The 23,015-nt window shown below is 70.7% G+C and carries 19 protein-coding genes and 5 tRNA genes; 8 read left to right on the top strand and 16 right to left on the bottom strand.

What is annotated here, in order from left to right:
* Positions 1–14: 14 nt before the first annotated feature.
* From BJP60_RS06765 to BJP60_RS06750, 4 genes are all read right to left on the bottom strand, one after another.
* Positions 15–551 carry an HIT family protein gene (locus BJP60_RS06765; protein WP_203138482.1) on the bottom strand — a complete coding sequence of 179 codons (537 nt, stop codon included), beginning with the start codon at positions 549–551 and terminating at the stop codon, positions 15–17.
* 16 nt (positions 552–567) lie between these two features.
* Entirely contained in the window at positions 568–2,499 is a 1,932-nt protein-coding gene (gene thrS / locus BJP60_RS06760; RefSeq protein WP_238439634.1) for a threonine--tRNA ligase, read from the bottom strand.
* 160 nt (positions 2,500–2,659) lie between these two features.
* Positions 2,660–3,436, bottom strand: a complete 777-nt coding sequence (locus BJP60_RS06755) for an SDR family oxidoreductase (RefSeq protein WP_203138478.1) — start codon at positions 3,434–3,436, stop codon at positions 2,660–2,662.
* Positions 3,437–3,456: 20 nt separating this feature from the next.
* Positions 3,457–4,338, bottom strand: a complete 882-nt coding sequence (locus BJP60_RS06750; protein ID WP_203138476.1) for an MmyB family transcriptional regulator — start codon at positions 4,336–4,338, stop codon at positions 3,457–3,459.
* 102 nt (positions 4,339–4,440) lie between these two features.
* Between BJP60_RS06750 and BJP60_RS06745 the strand changes: the two genes are divergently transcribed.
* Positions 4,441–5,205, top strand: coding sequence for an SDR family oxidoreductase (locus BJP60_RS06745; protein WP_203138474.1), 765 nt, complete (start codon positions 4,441–4,443; stop codon positions 5,203–5,205).
* A gap of 22 nt (positions 5,206–5,227) precedes the next feature.
* Here the strand turns inward: BJP60_RS06745 and BJP60_RS06740 are convergent, their stop codons facing one another.
* The 5 genes from BJP60_RS06740 to BJP60_RS06720 form a co-directional block, all read right to left on the bottom strand.
* The gene (locus tag BJP60_RS06740) at positions 5,228–5,593 is read right to left on the bottom strand and encodes an ankyrin repeat domain-containing protein (RefSeq protein WP_203138472.1); all 366 of its coding nucleotides are present in this window, start codon (positions 5,591–5,593) and stop codon (positions 5,228–5,230) included.
* Between the two features lie 61 nt (positions 5,594–5,654).
* Positions 5,655–5,730: transfer RNA gene (locus tag BJP60_RS06735), tRNA-Gly, on the bottom strand.
* A gap of 23 nt (positions 5,731–5,753) precedes the next feature.
* Positions 5,754–5,825, bottom strand: a tRNA-Val gene (locus tag BJP60_RS06730).
* A gap of 27 nt (positions 5,826–5,852) precedes the next feature.
* A tRNA-Cys gene (locus BJP60_RS06725) sits at positions 5,853–5,923 on the bottom strand.
* 49 nt (positions 5,924–5,972) lie between these two features.
* A tRNA-Gly gene (locus BJP60_RS06720) sits at positions 5,973–6,045 on the bottom strand.
* A 164-nt stretch (positions 6,046–6,209) separates the two neighbouring features.
* Between BJP60_RS06720 and BJP60_RS06715 the strand changes: the two genes are divergently transcribed.
* Positions 6,210–6,401 (top strand): multidrug transporter, encoded by a 192-nt coding sequence (locus BJP60_RS06715; protein ID WP_203138471.1) that lies wholly within the window; start codon positions 6,210–6,212, stop codon positions 6,399–6,401.
* 63 nt (positions 6,402–6,464) lie between these two features.
* Here BJP60_RS06715 and BJP60_RS06710 read toward each other — a convergent pair.
* The 4 genes from BJP60_RS06710 to zapE all read right to left on the bottom strand — a co-directional run bounded on the left by BJP60_RS06710 (position 6,465) and on the right by zapE (position 9,808).
* Positions 6,465–6,537, bottom strand: a tRNA-Val gene (locus tag BJP60_RS06710).
* A gap of 91 nt (positions 6,538–6,628) precedes the next feature.
* Positions 6,629–7,198, bottom strand: coding sequence for a type II toxin-antitoxin system PemK/MazF family toxin (locus BJP60_RS06705; RefSeq protein ID WP_203138470.1), 570 nt, complete (start codon positions 7,196–7,198; stop codon positions 6,629–6,631).
* 154 nt (positions 7,199–7,352) lie between these two features.
* On the bottom strand, positions 7,353–8,612 hold the full coding sequence (locus BJP60_RS06700; RefSeq protein WP_203138469.1) for an ammonium transporter: 1,260 nt from the start codon (positions 8,610–8,612) through the stop codon (positions 7,353–7,355).
* 176 nt (positions 8,613–8,788) lie between these two features.
* Complete coding sequence (gene zapE, locus BJP60_RS06695; protein WP_203138467.1) at positions 8,789–9,808, bottom strand: cell division protein ZapE; 1,020 nt, start codon at positions 9,806–9,808, stop codon at positions 8,789–8,791.
* A 148-nt stretch (positions 9,809–9,956) separates the two neighbouring features.
* Here zapE and BJP60_RS06690 point away from each other — a divergent pair, with 148 nt between their 5' ends.
* Positions 9,957–10,856: a sulfurtransferase gene (locus BJP60_RS06690; RefSeq protein ID WP_203138463.1), complete on the top strand. Its 900-nt coding sequence runs from the start codon at positions 9,957–9,959 to the stop codon at positions 10,854–10,856.
* Between the two features lie 34 nt (positions 10,857–10,890).
* The gene (locus tag BJP60_RS06685; RefSeq protein ID WP_203138461.1) at positions 10,891–11,334 is read left to right on the top strand and encodes a SufE family protein; all 444 of its coding nucleotides are present in this window, start codon (positions 10,891–10,893) and stop codon (positions 11,332–11,334) included.
* Positions 11,335–11,337: 3 nt separating this feature from the next.
* On the opposite strand, the gene BJP60_RS06680 is transcribed toward BJP60_RS06685, so the two are convergent.
* Entirely contained in the window at positions 11,338–12,534 is a 1,197-nt protein-coding gene (locus BJP60_RS06680; RefSeq protein WP_203138460.1) for an alpha/beta hydrolase family protein, read from the bottom strand.
* A 25-nt stretch (positions 12,535–12,559) separates the two neighbouring features.
* On the opposite strand from BJP60_RS06680, the gene BJP60_RS06675 reads away from it, so the two are divergent.
* From BJP60_RS06675 to BJP60_RS06660, 4 genes are all read left to right on the top strand, one after another.
* Positions 12,560–13,141 carry a DUF3000 domain-containing protein gene (locus BJP60_RS06675; RefSeq protein WP_203138459.1) on the top strand — a complete coding sequence of 194 codons (582 nt, stop codon included), beginning with the start codon at positions 12,560–12,562 and terminating at the stop codon, positions 13,139–13,141.
* Positions 13,134–14,336 (top strand): HRDC domain-containing protein, encoded by a 1,203-nt coding sequence (locus BJP60_RS06670; RefSeq protein WP_203138458.1) that lies wholly within the window; start codon positions 13,134–13,136, stop codon positions 14,334–14,336. The genes BJP60_RS06675 and BJP60_RS06670 overlap by 8 nt, the downstream gene beginning before the upstream one ends.
* A gap of 111 nt (positions 14,337–14,447) precedes the next feature.
* Positions 14,448–15,680 (top strand): thiolase family protein, encoded by a 1,233-nt coding sequence (locus tag BJP60_RS06665; RefSeq protein ID WP_203138457.1) that lies wholly within the window; start codon positions 14,448–14,450, stop codon positions 15,678–15,680.
* An 8-nt stretch (positions 15,681–15,688) separates the two neighbouring features.
* Positions 15,689–17,833 carry a 3-hydroxyacyl-CoA dehydrogenase NAD-binding domain-containing protein gene (locus tag BJP60_RS06660; protein WP_203139044.1) on the top strand — a complete coding sequence of 715 codons (2,145 nt, stop codon included), beginning with the start codon at positions 15,689–15,691 and terminating at the stop codon, positions 17,831–17,833.
* An 87-nt stretch (positions 17,834–17,920) separates the two neighbouring features.
* Here the strand turns inward: BJP60_RS06660 and dxs are convergent, their stop codons facing one another.
* Positions 17,921–19,876 (bottom strand): 1-deoxy-D-xylulose-5-phosphate synthase, encoded by a 1,956-nt coding sequence (gene dxs, locus BJP60_RS06655; protein ID WP_203138456.1) that lies wholly within the window; start codon positions 19,874–19,876, stop codon positions 17,921–17,923.
* Between the two features lie 85 nt (positions 19,877–19,961).
* Entirely contained in the window at positions 19,962–22,832 is a 2,871-nt protein-coding gene (locus BJP60_RS06650) for an aconitate hydratase (protein ID WP_203138455.1), read from the bottom strand.
* Positions 22,833–23,015: the final 183 nt, after the last annotated feature.

Below are 23,015 nucleotides of genomic sequence, written 5' to 3'. Positions count from 1 at the left end.
CGGGAAGGCGAGCGTCAGGCGGGCCAGGCGTCGGCGATGCTCCGCCGGACGTCGCCCAGCAGCTGCGGCAGCGCCTTGGTCTTGGCGATGATCGGGAAGAAGTTCGCGTCGCTCCCCCACCGCGGCACCACGTGCTGGTGCAGGTGCTCCTCGACGCCGGCTCCCGCCACGTGGCCCTGGTTCATGCCGATGTTGAACCCGTCGCAGCGCGACACCTGACGCAGCACGCGCATCGCCGTCTGCGTGAGCGCGGCGATCTCGGTCGTCTCCTCGGGCGTCGCCTCGTCATACAGTCCGACGTGCCGGTACGGGCACACGAGCAGGTGACCGGAGTTGTACGGGAACAGGTTCAGCAGCACGAAGGCGTGCGTCCCGCGGTGCACGATGAGCGCCGACTCGTCGTCCCGCTCGGGAGCCGCGCAGAACGGGCATCCGGAGCCGCGGTTCACGTCCGCGCCCGCCGAGATGTACGCCATGCGGTGCGGCGTCCAGAGTCGCTGGAACGCGTCGGGGACCGCGGCGAACTCCGCGGCGCTCTCCATCTCGGTCATCGGGCGGACTCGGCGCTCACGCGAGGTCGTCCGCCGTCAGGACCAGCGCCTTCGCATCGATCGCCTTCGTCACGAGCGCGACCGCTTCGTCGATCGGCACGCCGTTGCGCTGCGTGCCGTCGCGGAAGCGGAAGGAGACGGTGCCGGCGGCGCGATCCTGCTCGCCCGCGATCAGCAGCAGCGGCACCTTCGACGTGGTGTGGGTGCGGATCTTCTTCTGCATCCGGTCGTCCGAGTGGTCGACCTCGGCGCGCACGCCCGCTCCGCGCAGCCGGGCGACGGCGCCGTCGAGGTACTCGCTGTACTCGTCGGCGACCGGCACGCCCATCACCTGCACGGGCGCGAGCCACAGCGGGAAATCGCCCGCATAGTGCTCGAGCAGAATCGCGAAGAAGCGCTCGATCGAGCCGAACAGGGCCCGGTGGATCATGATCGGGCGCTGCTTGGAGCCGTCGCGGTCGGTGAACTCGAGCTCGAACCGCTCGGGCAGGTTGAAGTCCAGCTGCACGGTCGACAGCTGCCACGAGCGGCCGATCGCGTCCGTGACCTTCAAGTCGATCTTCGGACCGTAGAACGCCGCCTCGCCCGGCTCCTCGATGAGCTCGAGGCCCGTGGCGACGGCGACGCGCCGCAGCGCGTCGGTCGCGGTCTCCCACACCGCCTCGTCGCCGATCCACTTGTCCTTCTCGTCGTCGCGCATCGACAGCTCGAGGCGGAAGTCGGTCAGGCCGAAGTCCTTCAGCAGCGACAGCACGAACTCGAGCACCTTGGTGGTCTCGGCCTCGAGCTGATCGGGGGTCACGAACAGGTGCGCGTCGTCCTGCGTGAAGCCGCGCACGCGGGTCAGGCCGTGCAGCGCGCCCGAGAGCTCGTTGCGGTAGACGGTGCCGTTCTCCGCGAAGCGCAGCGGCAGATCGCGGTAGCTGCGTGCACGCTCCTTGTAGATCAGGATGTGCATCGGGCAGTTCATGGGCTTCAGGTAGTAGTCCACGCCCTGCTTGGTGACGTTGCCCTCGTCGTCGCGCTCCTCGTCCATCCGGATCGGCGGCCAGATGCCGTCGGCGTAGGTCACGAGGTGGTTCGAGGTGACGAACAGATCCCGCTTGGTGATGTGCGGCGTGTAGACGTAGCTGTAGCCCTCGGCGATGTGGCGGCGACGCGCGTGCTGCTCCATCTCGCCGCGCACCAGGCCGCCCTTCGGGTGCCACACCGACAGGCCGGAACCGATCTCATCCGGGAACGAGAACAGGTCGAGCTCGCGACCGAGCTTGCGGTGGTCGCGGCGCGCGGCCTCCTCGAGGCGCTCCTGGTATGCGCGCAGCTCGTCCTTCGTGGGCCACGCGGTGCCGTAGATGCGCTGCAGCTGCGGGTTCTTCTCGCTGCCGCGCCAGTAGGCGCCCGCGACGCGCAGGAGGTCCCAGCCGTTGCCGACCATGCGGGTCGTCGGCACGTGGGGGCCGCGGCAGAGGTCCTTCCAGGCGGTCTCGCCCGTGCGGCCGTCGATGTTGTCGTAGATCGTCAGCTCGCCCTCGCCGACCTCGACGCCGGCGCCCTCGGCCGCCTCCTTCTTGCCGCCCTTGAGTCCGATGAGCTCGAGCTTGAACGGCTCGTCCGCCAGCTCGGCGCGCGCCTCGTCGTCGGTCACAACGCGGCGGCGGAAGCGCTGGGCGTCGCGCACGATGCGCTGCATCTCCTTCTTGATCGCCTTCAGGTCGTCGGGCGTGAAGGGCTCGTCGACGCCGAAGTCGTAGTAGAAGCCGTCGGTGATGAACGGTCCGATGCCGAGCTTGGCCTCGGGACGCAGCTTCTGCACGGCCTGGGCGAGCACATGCGCGGTCGAGTGTCGCAGGATGTTCAGGCCGTCCTGGCTGTCGATGGTGACCGGCTCCGTCGTCTGCCCCTCCGTGACCTCGGCGGAGAGGTCCTTCAGCTCACCGTCGACGCGCATGGCGACGACGTTCTTCTCGGGGTGCAGATCGAATCCGGTGGTCACCCGACCAATCCTATTGCGCGCGGCGAAGCGGACCGCTCGCGCGCGATCCGGCACTGCGGCCGGAAGCCGACGTGCTCCGCCCGCCGCCCCGGGCCCTCGGCGCGGACGACGCCCGTCAACCGACGTTGAAGCCGCCGTTGCTGTGCAGGAGCTGGCCGTTGATCCACGAGCCTTCCGGTGAGAAGAGGAATCGCACGAGGTTCGCCGCGTCCTGGGGCGTGCCGAGCCTGCCGGCGGGTGTGGCATCGGTCCCCCAGGCGCGCACCTCATCGCTCATCCAGCCGTTGTCGACGGGCCCCGGATTCACGACGTTCGCACGCACCCCGCGATCGCCGAGTTCCACGGCGGCCGCCTTGACGATGCGGTCGAGCGCGCCCTTGCTGGCGCCGTAGGGCAGGTTGTGCACCGTGTGGTCGCTCGTGAGCGCAACGATGCGACCGCTCGGCTCATCTGTCCGAGCGGCGGGGAGCTGCTCCGCGAAGGCCCTGATCAGCAGCCAGGCAGCGCGCGCGTTCACGGCGAAGTGACGATCCCAGCTCTCCAGGCTCGTGGTCAGGATCGAGCTGTCGACCGACTCGGCGTGCGACATCACGAGCCCCGTCACGGGTCCGATCGACTGCGCGGCGCGGATGAGTTCGGCCGGGGTGTCCGCTCGGCTCAGGTCCCCGGGGATGAGCTCGACGTCGACGCCGAAGGCGCGACACTCGGCGGCGATGGACCGCGGGTCATCGGGGCTCCGCTCGAGCCCGACGCGATCGTCGTACGGCTGCCAGTGGCTGAGCGCGAGATCCCAGCCGTCCCGCGCCAGGCCGAGGGCGAGAGCCGCTCCGATCGAGCGACGACGACCGACCCCCGTGATGACCGCGACGCCTCGCCTGTCCTGCCTGCTCATGGGAACGACCTTAGGACCCGTCAGCGCACGCCCTCGTCGGACAGCTCGGCGCCGTCCGTCGCGGCGAAGCGCTGCGGGCCGAGCACCGACAGCAGCCGCAGCTTCTCCGCTCCCTCGGTGCGCGGCGGCGCCGTCAGCACGAGCAGGGCCTGGGACTGATCCTCGGTGAACAGCACCTGGCAGTCGACCTCGATGGGACCGAGCTCCGGGTGGATCAGCGTCTTGTGGTCCTCGAACCGCCGCGCGACCTCGTGGCGCTCCCACAGCTGCGCGAACTCGGGGCTGCGCGCGGCCAGCTCGCGCACGAGCTCGCCGGCGCGGGACCGCTCGCCCTGTGCGCCGTAAGCCGCGCGCGGGTTCGCCACGAGCGCCCGCGCGTTCCGCGCCCGGTCCTCGGCGGGATACACCTCCTGCGCCGCGGGATCCGTGAACCAGCGGTACACGTCGCTGCGGGCGAGCCCGGTGCGCGCCGTGGGGTCGCCGAACAGCGCGACCGCCATCCGGTTCGCGACGAGCGTCTCCCCCAGGCTCGACAGGATGAGCGCGGGCGTGTCCCCCAGCCGGTCCAGCACGCGCAGCAGCGCCGGCGCGACGTGCGTGCCGGCGCCGATGCGATCCGGCGCGGCGTGGCCCGCGACCCGGAACAGGTAGTCGCGCTCGTCGGCGCTCAGCCGCAGGGCGCGCGCCAGGGCCGCGAGCATCTGCTCGCTCGGCTGCGGCCCGCGCGCCTGCTCGAGGCGGGTGTAATAGTCGACGGACATGCCCGTGAGCTGCGCGACCTCCTCGCGCCGCAGGCCCGCGGCACGGCGACGGGCGCCCACCGGCATCCCGACGTCCTCCGGCTGCAGGGCGGCGCGGCGCGCGCGCAGGAACTCGGCCAGGGCGGCACGGTCGGCGTTCATCGCTCCATCTTGCGCCGCTGCGCCGCGGCGGAGCCAGGGATCGCCGATCCCTCGATCGGGAGGTCTCTCCCGCCGGAGGCGGGGCGCCCGCAGGCTGGGGCCATGGACATCACACAAGACACCGTCTTCATCCCGGGCGCGACGAGCGGCATCGGCCTCGCTCTCGCCCTCCGTCTGCGGGCCCGCGGCGCGACCGTGATCGTCGGCGGGCGCCGCCAGGAGCTGCTCGACGAGCTCGCCGAGACGCACGGCTTCGGCACCGTGCGGATCGACACCACGGATGCCGCGAGCATCGGCGAGGCGTCGGCGGAGGTCATCCGCCGCTGGCCCGACGTGAACGCCGTCGTGCTCATGGCGGGCATCATGGTCGCCGAGGACTGGCGCTCCCCCGCCTTCCTGCCGACCGCCGAGTCGATCGTGACCACGAACGTCCTGGGTCCGATCCGTCTCATCGCGGCTTTCGTCGAGCACCTCCTCGCGAAGCCGGATGCCACGATCGTCACGGTGTCGAGCGGCCTGGCGTCGGTGCCGCTGCGGCCGACGCCGACGTACAACGCGAGCAAGGCGTTCATCCACCTGCTCAGCGAGTCGATCCGGCTGCAGTTCGCCGGCACGAGCCTGCGGGTCACCGAGCTCGTGCCGCCGTCCGTGCGCACGGCGCTCATGCCCGGCCACGAGGACAACGACCAGGCGATGCCGCTCGACGTGTTCGCGGACGAGGTGATGAGCCTGCTCGAGAGCGACCCCGAGGCGCACGAGATCCTCGTGGAGCGGGTGAAGCTCCTGCGCTACGCCGAGGTGCGCGGCGACTACGACCAGGTGGTCGGCATGCTGAACGCGACAGACCCACACGCCGCGCGCCCCTGAGGAGCGCTCCGGGGCGGGTGCGTCAGTCCTCGGGCAGCGCGCGGCCGAACATCTCGGCCGTCTGCCGCGCGGACGGCGCGCCCGCGTCGGGGTCGGCCCCGGCCGCGAGCAGCACGCGGATCACGTCGTCGTGCTGCTTGAACACCGCGCCCGCGAGCGGCGTCTGGCCGCGCCCGCTGATCCGGTCGACGTCGGCACCGCGCTGCGCCAGACCCGCGACCAGGTCGGCGTGGCCGTGGTACGCCGCGAGCGTGAGCAGCGTGCTCCCCTGCGCGTCGGCAAGGTCCACGGGCGCGCCCGCGTCGATCTGATCGAGCAGGGCGGCCGTGTCGCCCGTGCGGGCGAGGTCGAACAGGCGGGCGGCGAAGGCCTGGGCGTCATCCGTCATGCGACAAGTCAACCACCCGCACAACGACGAAGCCCCGGCGATGGCCGGGGCTTTGTGCATCTGGAGCGGATGACGAGACTCGAACTCGCGACCCTCACCTTGGCAAGGTGATGCGCTACCAACTGCGCTACATCCGCAGAGCCGGATCTCGTCCGGCTCGTGCGCGATACTGGGATCGAACCAGTGACCTCTTCCGTGTCAGGGAAGCGCGCTACCGCTGCGCCAATCGCGCTCATGAGAGCTGTATTCAATTATGTCGAGGTGGCGACGGGATTCGAACCCGTGTAAACGGCTTTGCAGGCCGGTGCCTAGCCACTCGGCCACGCCACCACGGGGATTGAGACCCGCATGCCGAGAACCTGATGGATCTCTGCACTCGAGCGGATGACGAGACTCGAACTCGCGACCCTCACCTTGGCAAGGTGATGCGCTACCAACTGCGCTACATCCGCATCGCGCCCCGATCGCTCCGGGCACTTGTTACACATTAGCCGACGACCGCCCCGGATCCAAACCGCGACCCGCTGTCGGGCGTGTCCACGCGACGCGGGCCGAACCGCTCCCCGACCGTGTCAAGCCGCCGCCGGACAGCCGCGTCAGCGCCTATCGTGGCGACATGGGCACCGAGAACGAGATGACCGACGAAGAGAAGCGCCGCGACCAGCTAACGACGGCGCCGGACGCCACCGAGGAGGACGCCCGGCCCCGGATCGTGGTGTCGGAGCACGACGGCGTGAAGCGCATCGACATCGCGGAGGACGCTCCCGTGCGCCCGGGCGATCCGACCGCCGAGCCGCGCGAGAGCTGATCCCCACGCATCCCGCGCCGCGCGAACGACGAAGGCCCCCGGCGAACCGGGGGCCTTCTTGCGTGGGCGATACCAGACTCGAACTGATGACCTCTTCCGTGTGAAGGAAGCGCGCTACCAACTGCGCCAATCGCCCATGTTGTGGAGTTGTCGCCCTTGCGGGCCGAGAACCGATACTACCCGATCGCGCGCCGCTTCCCGAACCACGACCGCATCGGGCGTGGCGCTCAGGCCTCCGCGGTCCAGCCGTAGCGGCGCTGCAGCGCCGCGGCGACGCGAGCGAATCGGCCCCTGTCGAGCGCGGCCGCCTCGCGGCGCATGCCGTCCACGTGCACGCTGTAGAGCTGATCGAGGTCGACCCAGGACTCGCGTCCCGCGCCGTCCCATGCCCCGGCGCCGATCGAGAGGTACTCCCGGTCGCCGTCCCGCGACCTGCTCGTGAGCTTCACCGCGTACACACGCTGCGCGCTGTGCCGACCGAGAACCAGCACCGGGCGGTCCTTGCCCCGCCCGTCGTTCTCGGCGTACGGCACCCAGGTCCACACGATCTCGCCGGCATCCGGCTCTCCGTCGCGCTGCGGGGCGTAAGACAGCCGCAGATCCGCCACGTCCTCCGGTCGGACCTCGAGGGTCTCGACGCTCGCCCGCGAGCCCGCACCGGGAATGACCTCGACGCGCGGGACGCTGTCGACGCGCGAGGTGCGACGCTCGTCACGGCGCCGTGCGGGGCGCCGCGTCGCCGCCTCCAGCGCTCCGACGGCCAGCTGCGCGATCGTCCCCAGGACCCCTCGTGCCATGCCGAGAGCCTACCGACGACGATCCCCGGGGCCGGAGCCCGGGCGTCGCCGGGGCCGGATCCCGGGCGTCGCCGGGGCCGGAGACGAAAGCGGGGCGCCGCGGCGATGCCGCGACGCCCCATGGTGGGGTGCCCCGTGTCGGGGCGTGGTGGGGTCAGTCGGCGAGCGTGTAGCCCGCCTCGCCGTGCACGACGGTGTCGATGCCGGCCAGCTCGTCCTCGTTCTTGACGCGGAAGCCGATGGTCTTCTCGACCGCGAAGCCGATCGCCAGGGCGAGCACGAAGGAGTACGCCAGCACCGCGATGGCCGCGATCGCCTGCACCAGCAGCTGGTTGATGCCGCCGCCCATGAACAGGCCCGTGCCGTTGGCGAAGAAGCCGAGGTACAGCGTGCCGATCAGGCCGCCGACGAGGTGGATGCCCACGACGTCGAGGGAGTCGTCGAAGCCGAGCTTCCACTTGAGCTCGATCGCGAAGGCGCAGACGACACCGGCGATGAAGCCGAGCAGCAGGGCCCAGATCGGGTGCAGCGAGGCGCAGGCCGGGGTGATGGCGACCAGACCCGCGACGGCACCCGAGGCGGCGCCCACCGAGGTGGCCTTGCCGTCCTTAACCTTCTCGATGATCAGCCAGCCGAGCAGGGCCGCGGCGGGCGCGCCGATCGTGTTGACGAACGCGAGGGCGGCAGTGCCGTCGGCGGCGAGCTCCGAGCCGGCGTTGAAGCCGAACCAGCCGAACCACAGCAGGCCGGCGCCGAGCAGGACGAACGGCGGGTTGTGCGGGACGTGCACGCCCTTCTGGAAGCCGACGCGCTTGCCGAGCACCAGGGCGAGCGCGAGGGCCGCCGCACCGGCGTTGATGTGCACGGCGGTGCCGCCGGCGAAGTCGATGGCGCCGACGCCGAAGGTCTCCTGCAGGCCGTAGGTGATCCATCCGCCGTACGCGAAGCTGCCGTCCTCGGCGAGGCCGAAGTTGAACACCCAGCTCGCGACCGGGAAGTAGACGATCGTCGCCCAGAGGCCGGCGAAGACCATCCAGCCGCCGAACTTGGCGCGGTCGGCGATGGCACCCGACACCAGCGCGACCGTGAGGATGGCGAACGTCGCCTGGAACGCCACGAACGCGAGCGGCGGGTACGCGGCATCCTCGGGGGTCTCGAGCAGGCTGTTCAGGCCGAGGGCCGTCGTGTCGATCGACCACGGGGCGAGCAGGCCCTCAGCGCCCGGGAACGCGATGGCGTAGCCGTACAGGACCCAGAGCACGCCGATGAGGCCGAGTGCGCCGAAGCTGAGCATCATCATGCTGATGACGCTCTTGGCCTTGACCAGGCCGCCGTAGAAGAACGCCAGTCCGGGCGTCATGAGCAGCACCAGTGCTGCTGCGATGAGCATGAATGCTGTGTTGCCTTGATCCATGATCGAGCGGGAACCTCTCTGCTGGGACGCAGGGTGTGAAGCGTCGGGTTCCCTCAGTGTCGACCTGCCCCGTTTCACAGACAGTTCGAAGCGTGTTTCGGGGGCGTTACGCAGTGCTCACTTCTGTAAACATCCCATTTCGCGCGAGCCGGATCGCGCCGCGGCCGCGGACGTGCTCAGGCGTGCGTCGAGGCGACGAGGCGCGAGATCGCGCGCAGGTACTTCTTCCGGTAGCCGCCGGCGAGCATATCGGCGCCGAAGACCTCGTCCAGCGGCGCGCCCGTGGCGCGGATCGGCAGCTCCGCGTCGTACACGCGGTCGACGAACGCGACGAAGCGCAGCGCCTCCGACTGATCCGTGAGCTGCCGCACGTCGCGCAGGCCGACCGCCTGCACGCCGTCGATCAGGCGGATGTACTTGGAGGGGTGCACGCGCGCGAGGTGCCCGATCAGCTCGTCGAACCCGTCGTCGCTCGCGGTGCGGAAGGCCGCGAGCTCCTTCTCATAGGCCTTCGCGTCCAGCACGGGAGCGTGACCGTCGAACGAGCGCTGACGGAAGTCGACGCCGTCGATCCGGACGGTCTGGAAGCTGTCGGCCATGGCGTGGATCTCGCGCAGGAAGTCCTGCGCCGCGAACCGGCCCTCGCCGAGCGCGTTGGGCGGCGTGTTGCTCGTCGCCGCGAGCCGGGTCCCGCTCGCCACGAGCTCGCCCAGCATCCGGGTCATGACCATCGTGTCGCCGGGATCGTCCAGCTCGAACTCGTCGATGCACAGCAGCGCGGATCCGCGCAGCAGGTCGACGGTCTGCTTGTAGCCGATCGCGCCGACGAGCGCGGTGTACTCGATGAACGAGCCGAAGTACTTCCGGCGGGCCGGGACCGCGTGGTAGATCGCCGCGAGCAGGTGGGTCTTGCCCACGCCGAACCCGCCGTCGAGGTACACGCCCGGCTTCATCTCGGGTGCCTTGGGCTTGCGCGAGAACAGCCCGCCGCGCTTGGGCTCCGGCGCGCCGACCGCGAAGGTCGTGAGCAGCTGCTTCGCATCGTCCTGCGAGGGATACTCCGGATCGGCCCGGTAGGAGTCGAACGTCGCGTCGTCGAACTGCGGCGGAGGCACGAGGCTCGCGAGCATCTCCTCGCCGCTCAGCTGCGGCTGCCGCTCGGTCAGGTGGACGATGCCGGTCGCGGTGGAGGTCATGGACGTGAGGTTTCCGATCGTTACGCGTGGAGCGGATCGCCGGTGCCGGCGTGCGCGGGGGCGCATACGCTCGAACCGGAGCCCTTTCAGCCTAGTTGCGTCGCCTGTGCACCCGAGCACGGCCGCCCACAGATCCCCAGGAGGAACCGTGACCGTGGAGTTCGACCCGTCGCCCCAGTTCGCCGAGTACGCCGAGCCCGGCCGGCTCGTCTCGACCGCGTGGGTCGAGGAGCACCTCGGCGCCCCGGGTCTGGTGATCGTCGAGTCGGATGAGGACGTGCTGCTGTACGAGACGGGGCACATCCCGGGCGCGGTCAAGATCGACTGGCACACCGAGCTCAACGACCCCGTCGTGCGCGACTACGTCGACGGCGCGGGCTTCGCCAGGCTGCTGAGCGCCAAGGGCATCTCGCGCGACGACACGGTCGTGATCTACGGCGACAAGAACAACTGGTGGGCCGCCTACGCCCTGTGGGTGTTCTCGCTCTTCGGCCACGAGGACGTGCGCCTGATCGACGGCGGTCGCGACCGCTGGATCTCGGAGGGCCGCCCGGTGACGACCGAGCCCGCCGCGCGCCCGGCGACCGAGTACCCCGTCGTCGAGCGCGACGACGCCACGCTGCGCGCCTTCAAGGAGGACGTGCTCGCGCACCTGGGCGATCCGCTCATCGACGTCCGCTCTCCTGAGGAGTTCTCGGGCGAGCGCACGTCGGCCCCGGCGTACCCGGAGGAGGGCGCGCTGCGCGCCGGCCACATCCCCAGCGCGCAGAACGTGCCCTGGGCGAAGGCCGTCGGCGAGGACGGCGGCTTCAAGCCCCGTGCCGAGCTCGAGGCGATCTACCGCGACCAGGCCGGCCTCGGCGACGCGGACCGCATCGTCGCCTATTGCCGCATCGGCGAGCGGTCCAGCCACACGTGGTTCGTGCTCAAGCATCTGCTCGGCTACCCGGATGTGCGCAACTACGACGGCTCCTGGACCGAGTGGGGCTCGTCCGTGCGCGTGCCGATCGTGACGGGCGCCGAGCCCGGCGAGGTCCCGGCGCGCTGATCCCGCAGGCGTCCGCAGTGGGAGAATGGAGGACATGACGTCCGACACGCTTCCGGCCGCGCTCGCGGAGATCCGCGACGAGTTCCTCGAGCTCGAGGAGCCTGAGCGCCTGCAGCTGCTGCTGGAGTTCTCGCGCGAGCTGCCCGATGTGCCGTCGTCGTATGCGGACCATCCGGAGCTCACCGAGCGCGTCGCGGAGTGCCAGTCGCCCGTGTTCATCGTGCTCGAGGTGGCGGACGACGACACCGTGACGATGCACGCCGTCGCGCCGGCCGAGGCGCCCACCACGCGCGGCTTCGCGAGCATCCTCGCGCAGGGCATCTCGGGACTGCCCGCGAGCGAGGTGCTCGCGATCCCGGCCGACTACCCGCAGTCGCTCGGCCTCACGCGGGCCGTCTCGCCGCTGCGCATCGCGGGCATGACCGGTATGCTGATGCGCGCCAAGCGGCAGGTGCAGGCGCGCCTCGACGCGCGCTGACGCTCAGCGGGAGAAGCCGCGCTCGCGCAGCCAGTCGCTGATCGCGGTCGTCCAGCGGCGCTCGTCGTAGTTCCACAGCTTCGTGTGGCGTGCGACCGAGAACACCTCCATCGTGACGAGGTCGGGGCGTGCCGCCGCCAGCGCGTGCGACGCATCCGAGGGCACGAACCCGTCGTCGTCGCTGTGCAGCAGCAGGATCGGCACGGTCAGCTCACCCGCGCGCGCCACCATGTCCAGCTCGTCGAACGGGACCCCCCGACCGGCGCGCGCGGCGCGCGCCGTCCACGGCGACTCGAGCGTCTCCATGGCGGCGCGGGCGGCGAAGGCGGGCACGCCGAGCTCGCGCGCGTGGTAATCGAGCACGATCCGCCAGTCGACGACGGGCGACTCGAGGATCAGCCCGTCGATCAGATCGCGGTGCGCGGAGCGGACCGCGGTCTGCAGCACGATCGCGCCGCCCATCGACCAGCCCATCAGCAGGATCCGCGCGGCGCCCCGACCGCGCGCCCACTCGATCGCGGCGTCGACGTCGCGCCACTCGGTGGCGCCGAGTCCGTAGAGGCCGCTGCGGCTGCGGGGCGCCTCGCCGTCGTTGCGGTACGAGACGACGATCGTCGAGATGCCGGCGGCGTGCAGCGTGGGCACCGCGCGCAGCGTCTCGGCGCGGGTCGTGCCGCGGCCGTGCACGAGGACGGCCCACACGTCGCCGCGTCCCGCCGAGAACACCCACGCGGGCGCGAGCCCGACAGGCGTCTCGATGAGCTCCTCGTGGTGAGGCAGGTGCAGCTGCGCCGGCTCGTCGTAGTACCAGCCGCTGAACGAGCCGTGCGGGCCGACGCGCGTGGCGGCGTCGATGTGACTGAGCAGCTTGCGCGTCACGCCGGCGTCGTCCTGCGCGAGCACGGCGCCGAGCTTCACGTAGCCGGCCCCGTTGGTGAAGATGCCGTAGCGCCCCGGCAGCACGGTGTCGGGCGTGCGCGTGAGCGTGATCGTCTGGGCCGCGCGGTCGATCCCGAGGATCTCCACGTCCGCGACCCGGGGAGCCGGAGTCACGACGCGCCGTGCGACGCCCGCGATCCGGACGCTCAGCGCGGTGGCGACGCCCGTCAGCAGCACGCCGAGACCGACCATCGACAGGATCGCGGAGCCCGCGGACGCGGGTGCGGCGGCAGGGGAAGCGGCGCGCCTGAGGTGCTTCATGACCCCTCCACTCTAATCTGACAGCGTGAGTGCACGACGAGGCCCGGACGACGCGTTCGCCGCCGCGGAGGAGCAGCTGCGGGCCGCGTCGTTCCGCAGCGACTTCGTCGTGCACGAGATCCCGTCGCCGCAGGGCGTGGCGCCGTTCAGCCTCGCGCTCGCGGGTGACGTGCGTCCCACGTCCGAGGGCGAGTCGCCCTACGGCACCGGGCGATTCATCCTGCTGCACGACCCGGCCGAGCCCGACGCGTGGGGCGGAGCGTGGCGCATCGTCGCGTTCGCGCAGGCACCGCTCGAGCCGGAGATCGGCACGGACCCGCTGCTGGCGGACGTGACGTGGTCCTGGCTCGTCGACGCGCTCGACTCGCGGCGTGCCGAGTACCACTCGGCCTCCGGCACGGCCACCAAGATCCTGTCCAAGGGGTTCGGGTCGCTCGCCGAGGAGGGCGACGGCGCGCAGATCGAGCTGCGTGCGTCGTGGTCGCCGGACGGCTCGTTCGGCGCGCACCTCGAGGCGTGGGCCGAGCTCGTGTGCATGCTGGCGGGACTCCCGCCGGGGTCCGAGGGCATCGCGGTCCTCGGAGAGCGGAGGTTCCTGAATGGCTGAGGCCGCCCAGTACGACGTGATCGACACGGCCGAGGAGCTCGCGGCGGCGTGCGCCGCCCTGGCGGGCGGCACGGGCCCCGTCGCGGTCGATGTCGAGCGCGCGTCCGGCTTCCGCTACTCGCAGCGCGCCTACCTGGTGCAGGTGTTCCGGCGCGGCGCCGGCGTGTTCCTGTTCGACCCGCCCGCCCTCGACGACCTCGCTCCCCTCCAGGCGGCGATCGGCGACGAGGAATGGGTCCTGCACGCCGCGAGCCAGGATCTGCCGTCGCTGCGCGAGCTCGACCTCATGCCGCCGCGCATCTTCGACACCGAGCTCGCCGCGCGCCTGCTCGGCTGGGAGCGCGTCGGCCTCGCCGCCGTGGTCGAGGCGACGCTCGGCGTCGTGCTGAAGAAGGAGCACTCCGCCGCGGACTGGTCGACCCGTCCCCTGCCGCAGGCGTGGCTCGAGTATGCCGCGCTGGACGTCGAGCACCTCGTCGACGTGCGCGACGCGCTGGTCGACGCGCTCGCGGAGGCCGGCAAGACCGACTACGCCGCGCAGGAGTTCGAGGCGACCCGCGTGCGCGAGGCGAAGCCGCCGCGCGCCGAGCCGTGGCGTCGCCTGAGCGGCCTGCACACGGTGCGCGGCCGCCGCAACCTCGCCGTCGCCCGTCAGCTCTGGCTGGCGCGCGAGGAGTACGCGATGCAGCAGGACATCTCCCCCGGCCGTCTCGTGCCGGATCGCGCGCTGGTCGCCGCGGTCATCGCGGCTCCCGCGTCCAAGAGCGAGCTCGCCGCGCTCAAGGCGTTCAACGGCCGGGCGAGCCGCTCGCAGCTCGACCGCTGGTGGAACGCGATCGTGGCGGGCCGTGAGAGCGGCGACCTGCCCGTCGAACGCGTGCCGAGCGACACCCTGCCGCCGCCGCGCGCCTGGTCCGACCGCAATCCCGAGGCCGACGCCCGGCTGAAGCAGGCGCGCCCCGCCGTCGAGGAGCGTGCCGCCGCGCTGTCGATGCCGACCGAGAACCTGCTCACGCCCGAGACGCTGCGTCGCGTGGCGTGGGAGCCGCCCGTGCCCGCCGACGCGTCCGCGATCGGCGCCGCACTCCGGCGCCTGGGTGCGCGCGAGTGGCAGATTGCACAGACTGCACAGATCATCGCCGACGCGTTTGTGCAGGCAGTGCAAACGTCCGACGAGGCCGACGAACCGGCTTAGTGGATCCGGACCAACCGGTTCTTGCCCTTATGCGGGCCTCCCTAGGCTGAAGCCGAACCTACTCAGGGGCCGCCCGGCCGTGCGCCGGCGTGCCCAAGGACTGGAGGCAGAGTGGCCGAGCTGGCTGATGTCTATTTCGTCGACGGAGTACGCACGCCCTTCGGGCGCGCGGGCGAGAAGGGCATGTACTGGAACACGCGAGCGGATGACCTCGTCGTCAAGGCGATGAAGGGTCTCCTCGAGCGCAACACCGAGATCCCGAAGGACCGGGTCGACGATGTCGCGATCGCCGCGACGTCGCAGACGGGCGACCAGGGCCTGACCCTGGGACGCACGTCGGCGATCCTGGCGGGTCTGCCCATGACCGTGCCCGGTCTCGCCGTGGAGCGGATGTGCGCCGGCGCGCTGACGAGCGTCACGACCATGGCCGCCTCGATCGGTGTCGGCATGTACGACGTCGCGATCGCGGGCGGCGTCGAGCACATGGGCCGCCACCCAATCGGCGCCAACGCCGACCCCAACCCGCGCTTCGTCGCCGAGAAACTCGTCGACCCGGGCGCGCTGAACATGGGCGTCACGGCCGAGCGCATCCACGACCGATTCCCCCAGCTCACGAAGGAGCGCGCAGACCGCTTCGGCATGCGCAGCCAGCAGAAGGTGCAGGCGGCCTACGAGGCCGGCAAGCTCCAGCCCGACCTCGTGCCCGTCGCCGTCACCGGCGCGGACGGCCAGTGGGGCCTCGCGACCGAGGACGAGGGCCGCCGCCCCGAGACGACGATGGAGGGCCTCGCGAACCTCAAGACGCCGTTCCGCCCGCACGGCCGCGTGACCGCGGGCACGTCGTCGCCACTGACCGACGGCGCGACCGTGAGCCTGCTGGCGAGCGGCGCAGCGGTGAAGGAGTTCGGCCTCACGCCCAAGATGAAGCTCGTCTCGTTCGCGTTCGCCGGCGTCGAGCCGGAGATCATGGGCATCGGCCCGATCCCGGCCACCGAGAAGGCGCTGGCGAAGGCCGGCCTCACGATCGACGACATCGGCCTGTTCGAGCTGAACGAGGCGTTCGCGATCCAGGTGCTCTCGCTGCTCGACCACTTCGGCATCGACGACGACGACCCGCGCGTCAACCCGTGGGGCGGCGCGATCGCGCTCGGCCACCCGCTCGCGGCGTCCGGCGTGCGTCTGATGATCCAGCTCGCGGCGCAGTTCGCCGAGCATCCCGAGGTGCGGTACGGCCTCACGGCGATGTGCGTCGGCCTGGGCCAGGGCGGCAGCGTCATCTGGGAGAACCCCCACTATTCGAAGAAGGCCGCCGCAGGCGTCCGCTCCGGCGAGAAGAAAAAGTGAGCGTGGCTGTGACCGACTACTCGAAGATCGACTACTCCCCGCTGCTCGCGCTGACGGAGGGCGAGGTCGTCACGCGCTCGCTGGTCAGCGACGTGCGCCTGGCCAGCGGCCGCACGATCGCGTTGATCACGCTGCACAACGGCAAGGACCACACGCGGCCGAACACGCTCGGCCCCGCCACCCTCACGGAGCTCGGCGAGCGGCTCGACGAGCTCGCGCAGCGCGCCGCGGCTGGCGAGATCGACGCCGTCGCGGTCACGGGCAAGCCGTACATCTTCGCCGCCGGCGCTGACCTGTCGAATGTGGGCGACCTGCCGTCGAAGGACATCGCGCGTCTGATCGCCCAGCTCGGCCACCACGTGCTCGGCAAGCTCTCGCACCTCGGCGTGCCGTCGTTCTCGTTTGTGAACGGCCTCGCCTTGGGCGGCGCCGTCGAGATCGCGCTGAACTCGACGTACCGCACGGTCGACTCCTCGGCCGCGGCGATCGCGCTCCCCGAGGTCTTCCTGGGCCTCGTGCCCGGGTGGGGCGGTGTGACACTGCTGCCGAACCTGATCGGCATCGAGAACGCGCTCGAGGTGATCATCTCCAACCCGCTCAAGCAGAACCGCACGCTCAAGCCGCAGCAGGCGTACGAGCTGGGCATGTTCGACGCGATCTTCAGTCCGACGAGCTTCCTCGAGGACTCGCTGCGCTGGGCGGACGGCGTGCTGGCGGGCACGATCAAGGTCGAGCGCAAGAACGCGCCCGGCAAGATCGAGCGCCTCACCAAGTGGCCCATCGCGGTCAAGGTCGCGCGCAACATGCTCGAGAGCCGCATCGGCACGGTCCCGCGGTCGCCGTACATGGCGCTCGACCTCATCGACAAGGCCAAGAGCGGCACGGTCGAGGAGGGCTTCGCGCGCGAGGACGAGGCACTGGCCGAGCTCATCTCCGGCGACCAGTTCGTCGCGTCGATGTACGCGTTCGACCTTGTGCAGAAGCGCGCCAAGCGTCCCGTGGGCGCTCCCGACAAGGGACTGGCGAAGAAGGTCACGAAGGTCGGCGTGATCGGCGCGGGCCTGATGGCGAGCCAGTTCGCGCTGCTGTTCGTGCGCCGCCTGCAGGTGCCGGTGCTCATCACCGACATCGACCAGGCGCGCGTCGACAAGGGCCTGTCGTACATCCGCGACGAGATCGCCGCGCTCGAGGCGAAGGGACGCATCGACGCCGACACGGCGAATCGCCTCCGCGCCCTGGTGCGCGGCACGGTCGACAAGAGCGAGTACGCCGACTGCGACTTCGTGATCGAGGCGGTGTTCGAGGAGACGGGCGTCAAGCAGCAGGTGTTCCGCGAGATCGAGCAGATCATCGCGCCCGACGCCATCCTCGCCACCAACACGTCGTCGCTGTCGGTCGAGGAGATCGGCTCGGTGCTCGCGCACCCCGAGCGACTCGTCGGCTTCCACTTCTTCAATCCGGTCGCGGTCATGCCGCTGATCGAGATCGTGAAGACGCCGCAGTCGAGCGACGAGGCGCTGTCGACCGCGTTCGTGGTCGCGAAGAACCTGCGCAAGAACGCCGTCCTGACGGCGGATGCGCCGGGCTTCGTCGTCAACCGCCTGCTGGCGAAGGTCATGGGCGAGGCCGCGCGCGCCGTCGACGAGGGCACGCCGCTGCTCACGGTCGAGAAGGCGTTCGCGCCGCTCGGGCTGCCGATGACCCCGTTCCAGCTGATCGACCTCGTCGGCTGGAAGGTCGCGGCGCACGTGCAGGACACGATGGTGCGGCACTTCCCCGAGCGCTTCTTCGCCTCGGAGAACCTGCACCGCCTCGCCGAGGTCGGCGACGTCGTCGAGAAGGACAAGAGCGGCAAGGTCACGGGCTGGACCAAGCAGGCGCAGAAGGTCCTCGACACCGGGAAGTCGCCGGCGTCGGAGGAGGAGATCCTGCGCCGCGTCGAGGACGGCCTGGCGAGCGAGATCAGGCTGATGCTGGACGAGGGCGTCGTGCCCGAGGTCGAGGACATCGACCTGTGCCTCATCCTCGGCGCCGGCTGGCCGTTCATCGACGGCGGTGCATCGGCCTACCTCGACCGGTCGGGCGCTTCCGAGCGCGCCGCCGGGGGCACGTTCCACACTCCGCCGCTGCGCGGGGCCGCGCACCGCGGCTGAGCGCCCGGCGACCGGACGCGAACGGGGTGACTCCTGCCACGGCAGGGGTCACCCCGTTCCGCTGTGCGGGCGCGGCAAGCCCGCGGATCAGCCGCGCGGCGCGGGCAGCTTGAACTCCCCCGTGACCGACGGCAGACCGCGACCGGTGTCGCGGCGTGCCATCGGCACGCGCGTGCCCAGCACCTGGGCGACGACATCCTGCGCGATCTTGGCGGGCGTGAGGCCCGCATCCTCGAGGATCTGCTCACGGGACGCGTGGTCGAGGAACGCGTCCGGCAGGCCGAGCTCGTCGACGGCCGTGTCGATGCCCGCCTCGCGCAGCACCTGCCGCACCCGCGTGCCGATGCCGCCGACACGGATGCCGTCCTCGAGCGTGATGACCAGGCGGTGACGCGCGGAGAGCTCGACGATGGACGCCGGCACCGGCACGACCCAGCGCGGGTCGACGACCGTGGCGCCGATGCCCTGAGCGCGCAGACGCGACGCCACATCGAGGCCGAGCCGCGCGAACGGGCCGATGCCGACGATCAGCACGTCCTCGACCTCGTCGCGCGCCAGCACGTCGACGCCGTCCTCCAGACGCTCGAGCGCGGGGATGTCCTCCTCGACCGAGCCCTTCGGGAAGCGGACGACCGTGGGCGCGTCACGCACCGCGACGGCCTCGTGCAGCTCCTCGCGCAGACGCGTCTCGTCGCGCGGTGCGGCGATCCGGATCCGCGGAACGATGTGCAGCAGCGCGAGATCCCACATGCCGTGGTGGCTGGGACCGTCGGGCCCCGTGACGCCCGAGCGGTCGAGGACGAACGTGACGCCCGCGCGGTGCAGTGCGACATCCATCAGCACCTGGTCGAACGCGCGGTTCACGAACGTCGAGTACAGGGCCACGACGGGATGGAGGCCGCCGTACGCCAGGCCCGCGGCCGACGCGACGGCGTGCTGCTCGGCGATGCCGACGTCGTACACGCGCTCCGGGAACCGCTCGGCGAACGGCGCGAGCCCCGTCGGGCGCAGCATCGCGGCCGTCATGGCGATCACGTCGGGGCGCTCCTCGCCGATGCGCACGAGCTCTTCCGCGAACACATCGGTCCAGCCCGGGGAGGACGCGCCGAGCGCTCCCCCGGTCGCGGGGTCGATGCGGCCGACCGCGTGGAACGCATCCGCCTCGTCGTCGAGCGCGGGCTGGTAGCCGCGGCCCTTCTCCGTGATGACGTGCACGATGACCGGCGCGCCGTACGACTTCGCCAGCGCGAGGGTCTCGATCAGGGCGGAGAGGTCGTGCCCGTCGACGGGACCGAGGTACTTCACGTCGAGGTTCGAGTAGAGCGACGAGTTGTTCGTGAAGCGCGACAGGAAGCCATGGGTGCCGCCGCGCACGCCGCGGTACAGCGCGCGCCCCACCGCGCCGAAGCGGCCCGCCATGCGCGACGAGCGCCGCGACAGGTCGCGGTAGGCCTCCGTCGTGCGCACGCGGTTCAGATGACGCGCCATGCCACCGATCGTCGGCGCGTACGAGCGGCCGTTGTCGTTCACGACGATCACGAGGTTGCGGTCGTTGTCGTCCGTGATGTTGTTGAGCGCCTCCCACGTCATGCCGCCCGTCAGCGCGCCGTCGCCCACGACCGCGACGACGTGCCGGTCGCTGCGGCCCGTGCGGCTGAACGCGCGCGAGATGCCGTCGGCCCAGCTGAGGGAGCTCGAGGCGTGGGAGGACTCCACGACGTCGTGCGGGCTCTCGGCACGCTGCGGGTAACCGGCGAGGCCGCCGCGCGCGCGCAGCGCGGAGAAGTCCTGGCGGCCCGTGAGCAGCTTGTGCACGTACGACTGGTGACCCGTGTCGAAGATGATCGGGTCGTCCGGCGACGAGAACACGCGGTGCAGGGCGATCGTCAGCTCGACGACGCCCAGGTTGGGGCCGAGGTGGCCGCCCGTGCGCGCGACGTTCTGCACGAGGAACTCCCGGATCTCCGCGGCGAGATCCGTCAACTGCTCCGGCGTGAGTGCGTCGAGGTCGCGCGGAGCACGGATCCCGTCGAGAAGACTCATGCCCCGAGCCTACGCGCGTCGTCTGGGATTCCGACGAACGACGAACGGCCCCCGGGAAGTCCCGGGGGCCGTTCGGTGGAGTGCGTCAGACCAGGCTGCGCAGCACGTACTGCAGGATGCCGCCGTTGCGGTAGTAGTCCGCCTCACCGGGGGTGTCGATGCGGACGACCGCGTCGAACTCGACCGGCTGCTTGCCCTCGGGCGAGTGCTCGCTCGGCGTCGCCGTGACCTTGACGGTCTTCGGGGTCACGCCCTCGTTGAGCTGGTCGAGGCCCTCGATCGAGACGATCTCGGTGCCGTCGAGGCCCAGCGACTCCCAGCTCTCGCCGGCCGGGAACTGCAGCGGCACGACGCCCATGCCGATCAGGTTCGAGCGGTGGATGCGCTCGAAGCTCTCGGTGATGACGGCCTTGACGCCCAGCAGGCTGGTGCCCTTCGCCGCCCAGTCGCGCGACGAACCGGAGCCGTACTCCTTGCCGCCGAAGATCACCAGCGGGGTGCCCTGCTCCTGGTAGTGCTGCGACGCGTCGTAGATGTACGACTGCGGCCCCTCGGGCAGCGTGAAGTCGCGCGTGAAGCCGCCCTCGATCTGCTGTCCGTCGTTGACGGCCTTGACCAGCGCGTTCTTCAGGCGGATGTTCGCGAACGTGCCGCGGATCATGACCTCGTGGTTGCCGCGGCGCGAGCCGTAGGAGTTGAAGTCGCGCTGCGCGACGCCGTGCTCCGTCAGGTACTGCGCGGCCGGGGTGCCCGCCTTGATGTTGCCGGCCGGGCTGATGTGGTCGGTCGTGACCGAGTCGCCCAGCGTCGCGAGCACGCGCGCACCCGTGATGTTCTCGACCGGCGTGAGCTCCATGCTCATGCCGTCGAAGTACGGCGCCTTGCGCACGTAGGTCGACTGCTCGTCCCACTCGAACACGGGGCCCTCGGGGGTGGGCAGGTTCTTCCAGCGCTCGTCGCCGTCGAACACGGTGGCGTACTGCTTGATGAACTGCTCGCGCGAGATCGAGGAGTCGATGATCTCCTGGACCTCCTCGGGCGCGGGCCAGACGTCCTTCAGGAAGACGTCGTTGCCGTCCGCGTCCTTGCCGAGCGCGTCGGTCTCGAAGTCGAAGTTCATCGATCCGGCCAGCGCGTACGCGACCACGAGGGGCGGCGAGGCGAGGTAGTTCATCTTCACGTCGGGGCTGATGCGGCCCTCGAAGTTGCGGTTGCCCGAGAGGACGGCCGTGACGGCGAGGTCGTTGTCGTTGATCGCCTCCGAGACCTCCTCGATGAGGGGTCCCGAGTTGCCGATGCAGATCGTGCAGCCATAGCCGACCGTGTAGAAGCCCAGCGCCTCGAGGTCCTTGTCGAGGCCCGACTTCTCGTAGTAGTCGGTGACGACCTTGGAGCCGGGGCCGAGCGTGGTCTTGACCCACGGCTTGCGCTTGAGGCCCCGCTCTGCCGCCTTGCGCGCGAGCAGGCCCGCCGCGATCATGACCGACGGGTTCGACGTGTTCGTGCACGACGTGATCGCCGCGAGCGTCACGGCGCCGTTGTCGAGCATGTACTCCTGGCCCTCGGGCGTGGTGACCTTCACCGGGTTGGACGCCGCGTGCGGCGCGCCGCTGACCAGCACCGACGGGGTGTGCTCGTGCTGCTCGCCCTCGTGCTGGTGGGAGACACCGTTCGCCGAGACGGTCTCGTGCTCGACACCCGGCGCCACGCCGGGGTCGGACGCGGGGAACGTGCCCTCGACCTCGACCGGCTCGCTCGCGCGGTCGGTGTAGTTGAGGATGTCCTTCTCGAACTGCGACTTGGCGTCCGACAGCAGGATGCGGTCCTGCGGGCGCTTCGGACCCGCGATCGACGGCACGACCGTCGACAGGTCGAGCTCCATGTACTCGCTGAAGACGAGCTCGCGCGCCGGGTCGTGCCAGAGCTTCTGCTCCTTGGCGTACGCCTCGACCAGCGAGACCGTCTGCTCGTCGCGGCCCGTGAGGCGCAGGTAGTCGAGCGTGACGTCGTCGATCGGGAACATGGCGGCGGTCGAGCCGAACTCGGGGCTCATGTTGCCGATCGTCGCGCGGTTGGCGAGCGGCACCGACGCGACGCCCTCGCCGTAGAACTCGACGAACTTGCCGACGACGCCGTGCTGGCGGAGCATGTCGGTGATCGTCAGGACGACGTCGGTCGCGGTCACGCCGGCGGGGATCTCGCCCGTGAGCTTGAAGCCCACCACGCGCGGGATCAGCATCGACACGGGCTGGCCGAGCATCGCGGCCTCGGCCTCGATGCCGCCGACGCCCCAGCCGAGCACGCCCAGGCCGTTGACCATGGTGGTGTGCGAGTCGGTGCCGACACAGGTGTCGGGGTACGCGCGCAGCACGCCGTCGACCTCACGGTCGTAGATGACCTTGGCGAGGTGCTCGATGTTCACCTGGTGCACGATGCCCGTGCCCGGGGGCACGACCTTGAAGTCCTGGAACGCGGTCTGCCCCCAGCGCAGGAACTGGTAGCGCTCGCCGTTGCGCTCGTACTCGATCTCCACGTTGCGCTCGAGCGCGTTCTCGGACCCGAACAGGTCGGCGATGACCGAGTGGTCGATCACCATCTCGGCGGGCGAGAGCGGGTTGATCCGGTTGGCGTCGCCGCCGAGCTCCGTGACGGCCTCGCGCATGGTGGCGAGGTCGACGATGCAGGGCACGCCGGTGAAGTCCTGCATGACCACGCGCGCCGGCGTGAACTGGATCTCGGTGTTCGGCTCGGCCGTCGGGTCCCACGAGCCGAGCGCGCTGATCTGCTCCTTGGTGATGTTCGCACCGTCCTCGGTGCGGAGCAGGTTCTCGAGCAGCACCTTGAGGCTGAAGGGGAGCTTCTCGAAGCCGTCGACGGCGTCGATGCGGAAGATCTCGTAGTCGGTGCTGCCGACCGTCAGGGTGCTCTTGGCACCGAAGCTGTTCACCGTTGACACGGGCTGTCTCCTCCTGGTCGACCGCGCTTGCGCTCCCCATCTTGCCCCCACCTCGACCGGCGAGGCCAGCAAGGCGGGCCTAACAGGCGGAGGGTGCGGAACGGGTCCGCGGGGTGCGCGATTTATCTTGACATCGAGATAAATCTACCACGCACGGAACCGGCGCATGCGCGCGTGCGCAGT

Source organism: Microbacterium sp. JZ31 (assembly GCF_016805985.1).
Lineage (GTDB): Bacteria > Actinomycetota > Actinomycetes > Actinomycetales > Microbacteriaceae > Microbacterium.
This window is presented reverse-complemented; position numbering and strand designations above follow the sequence as displayed.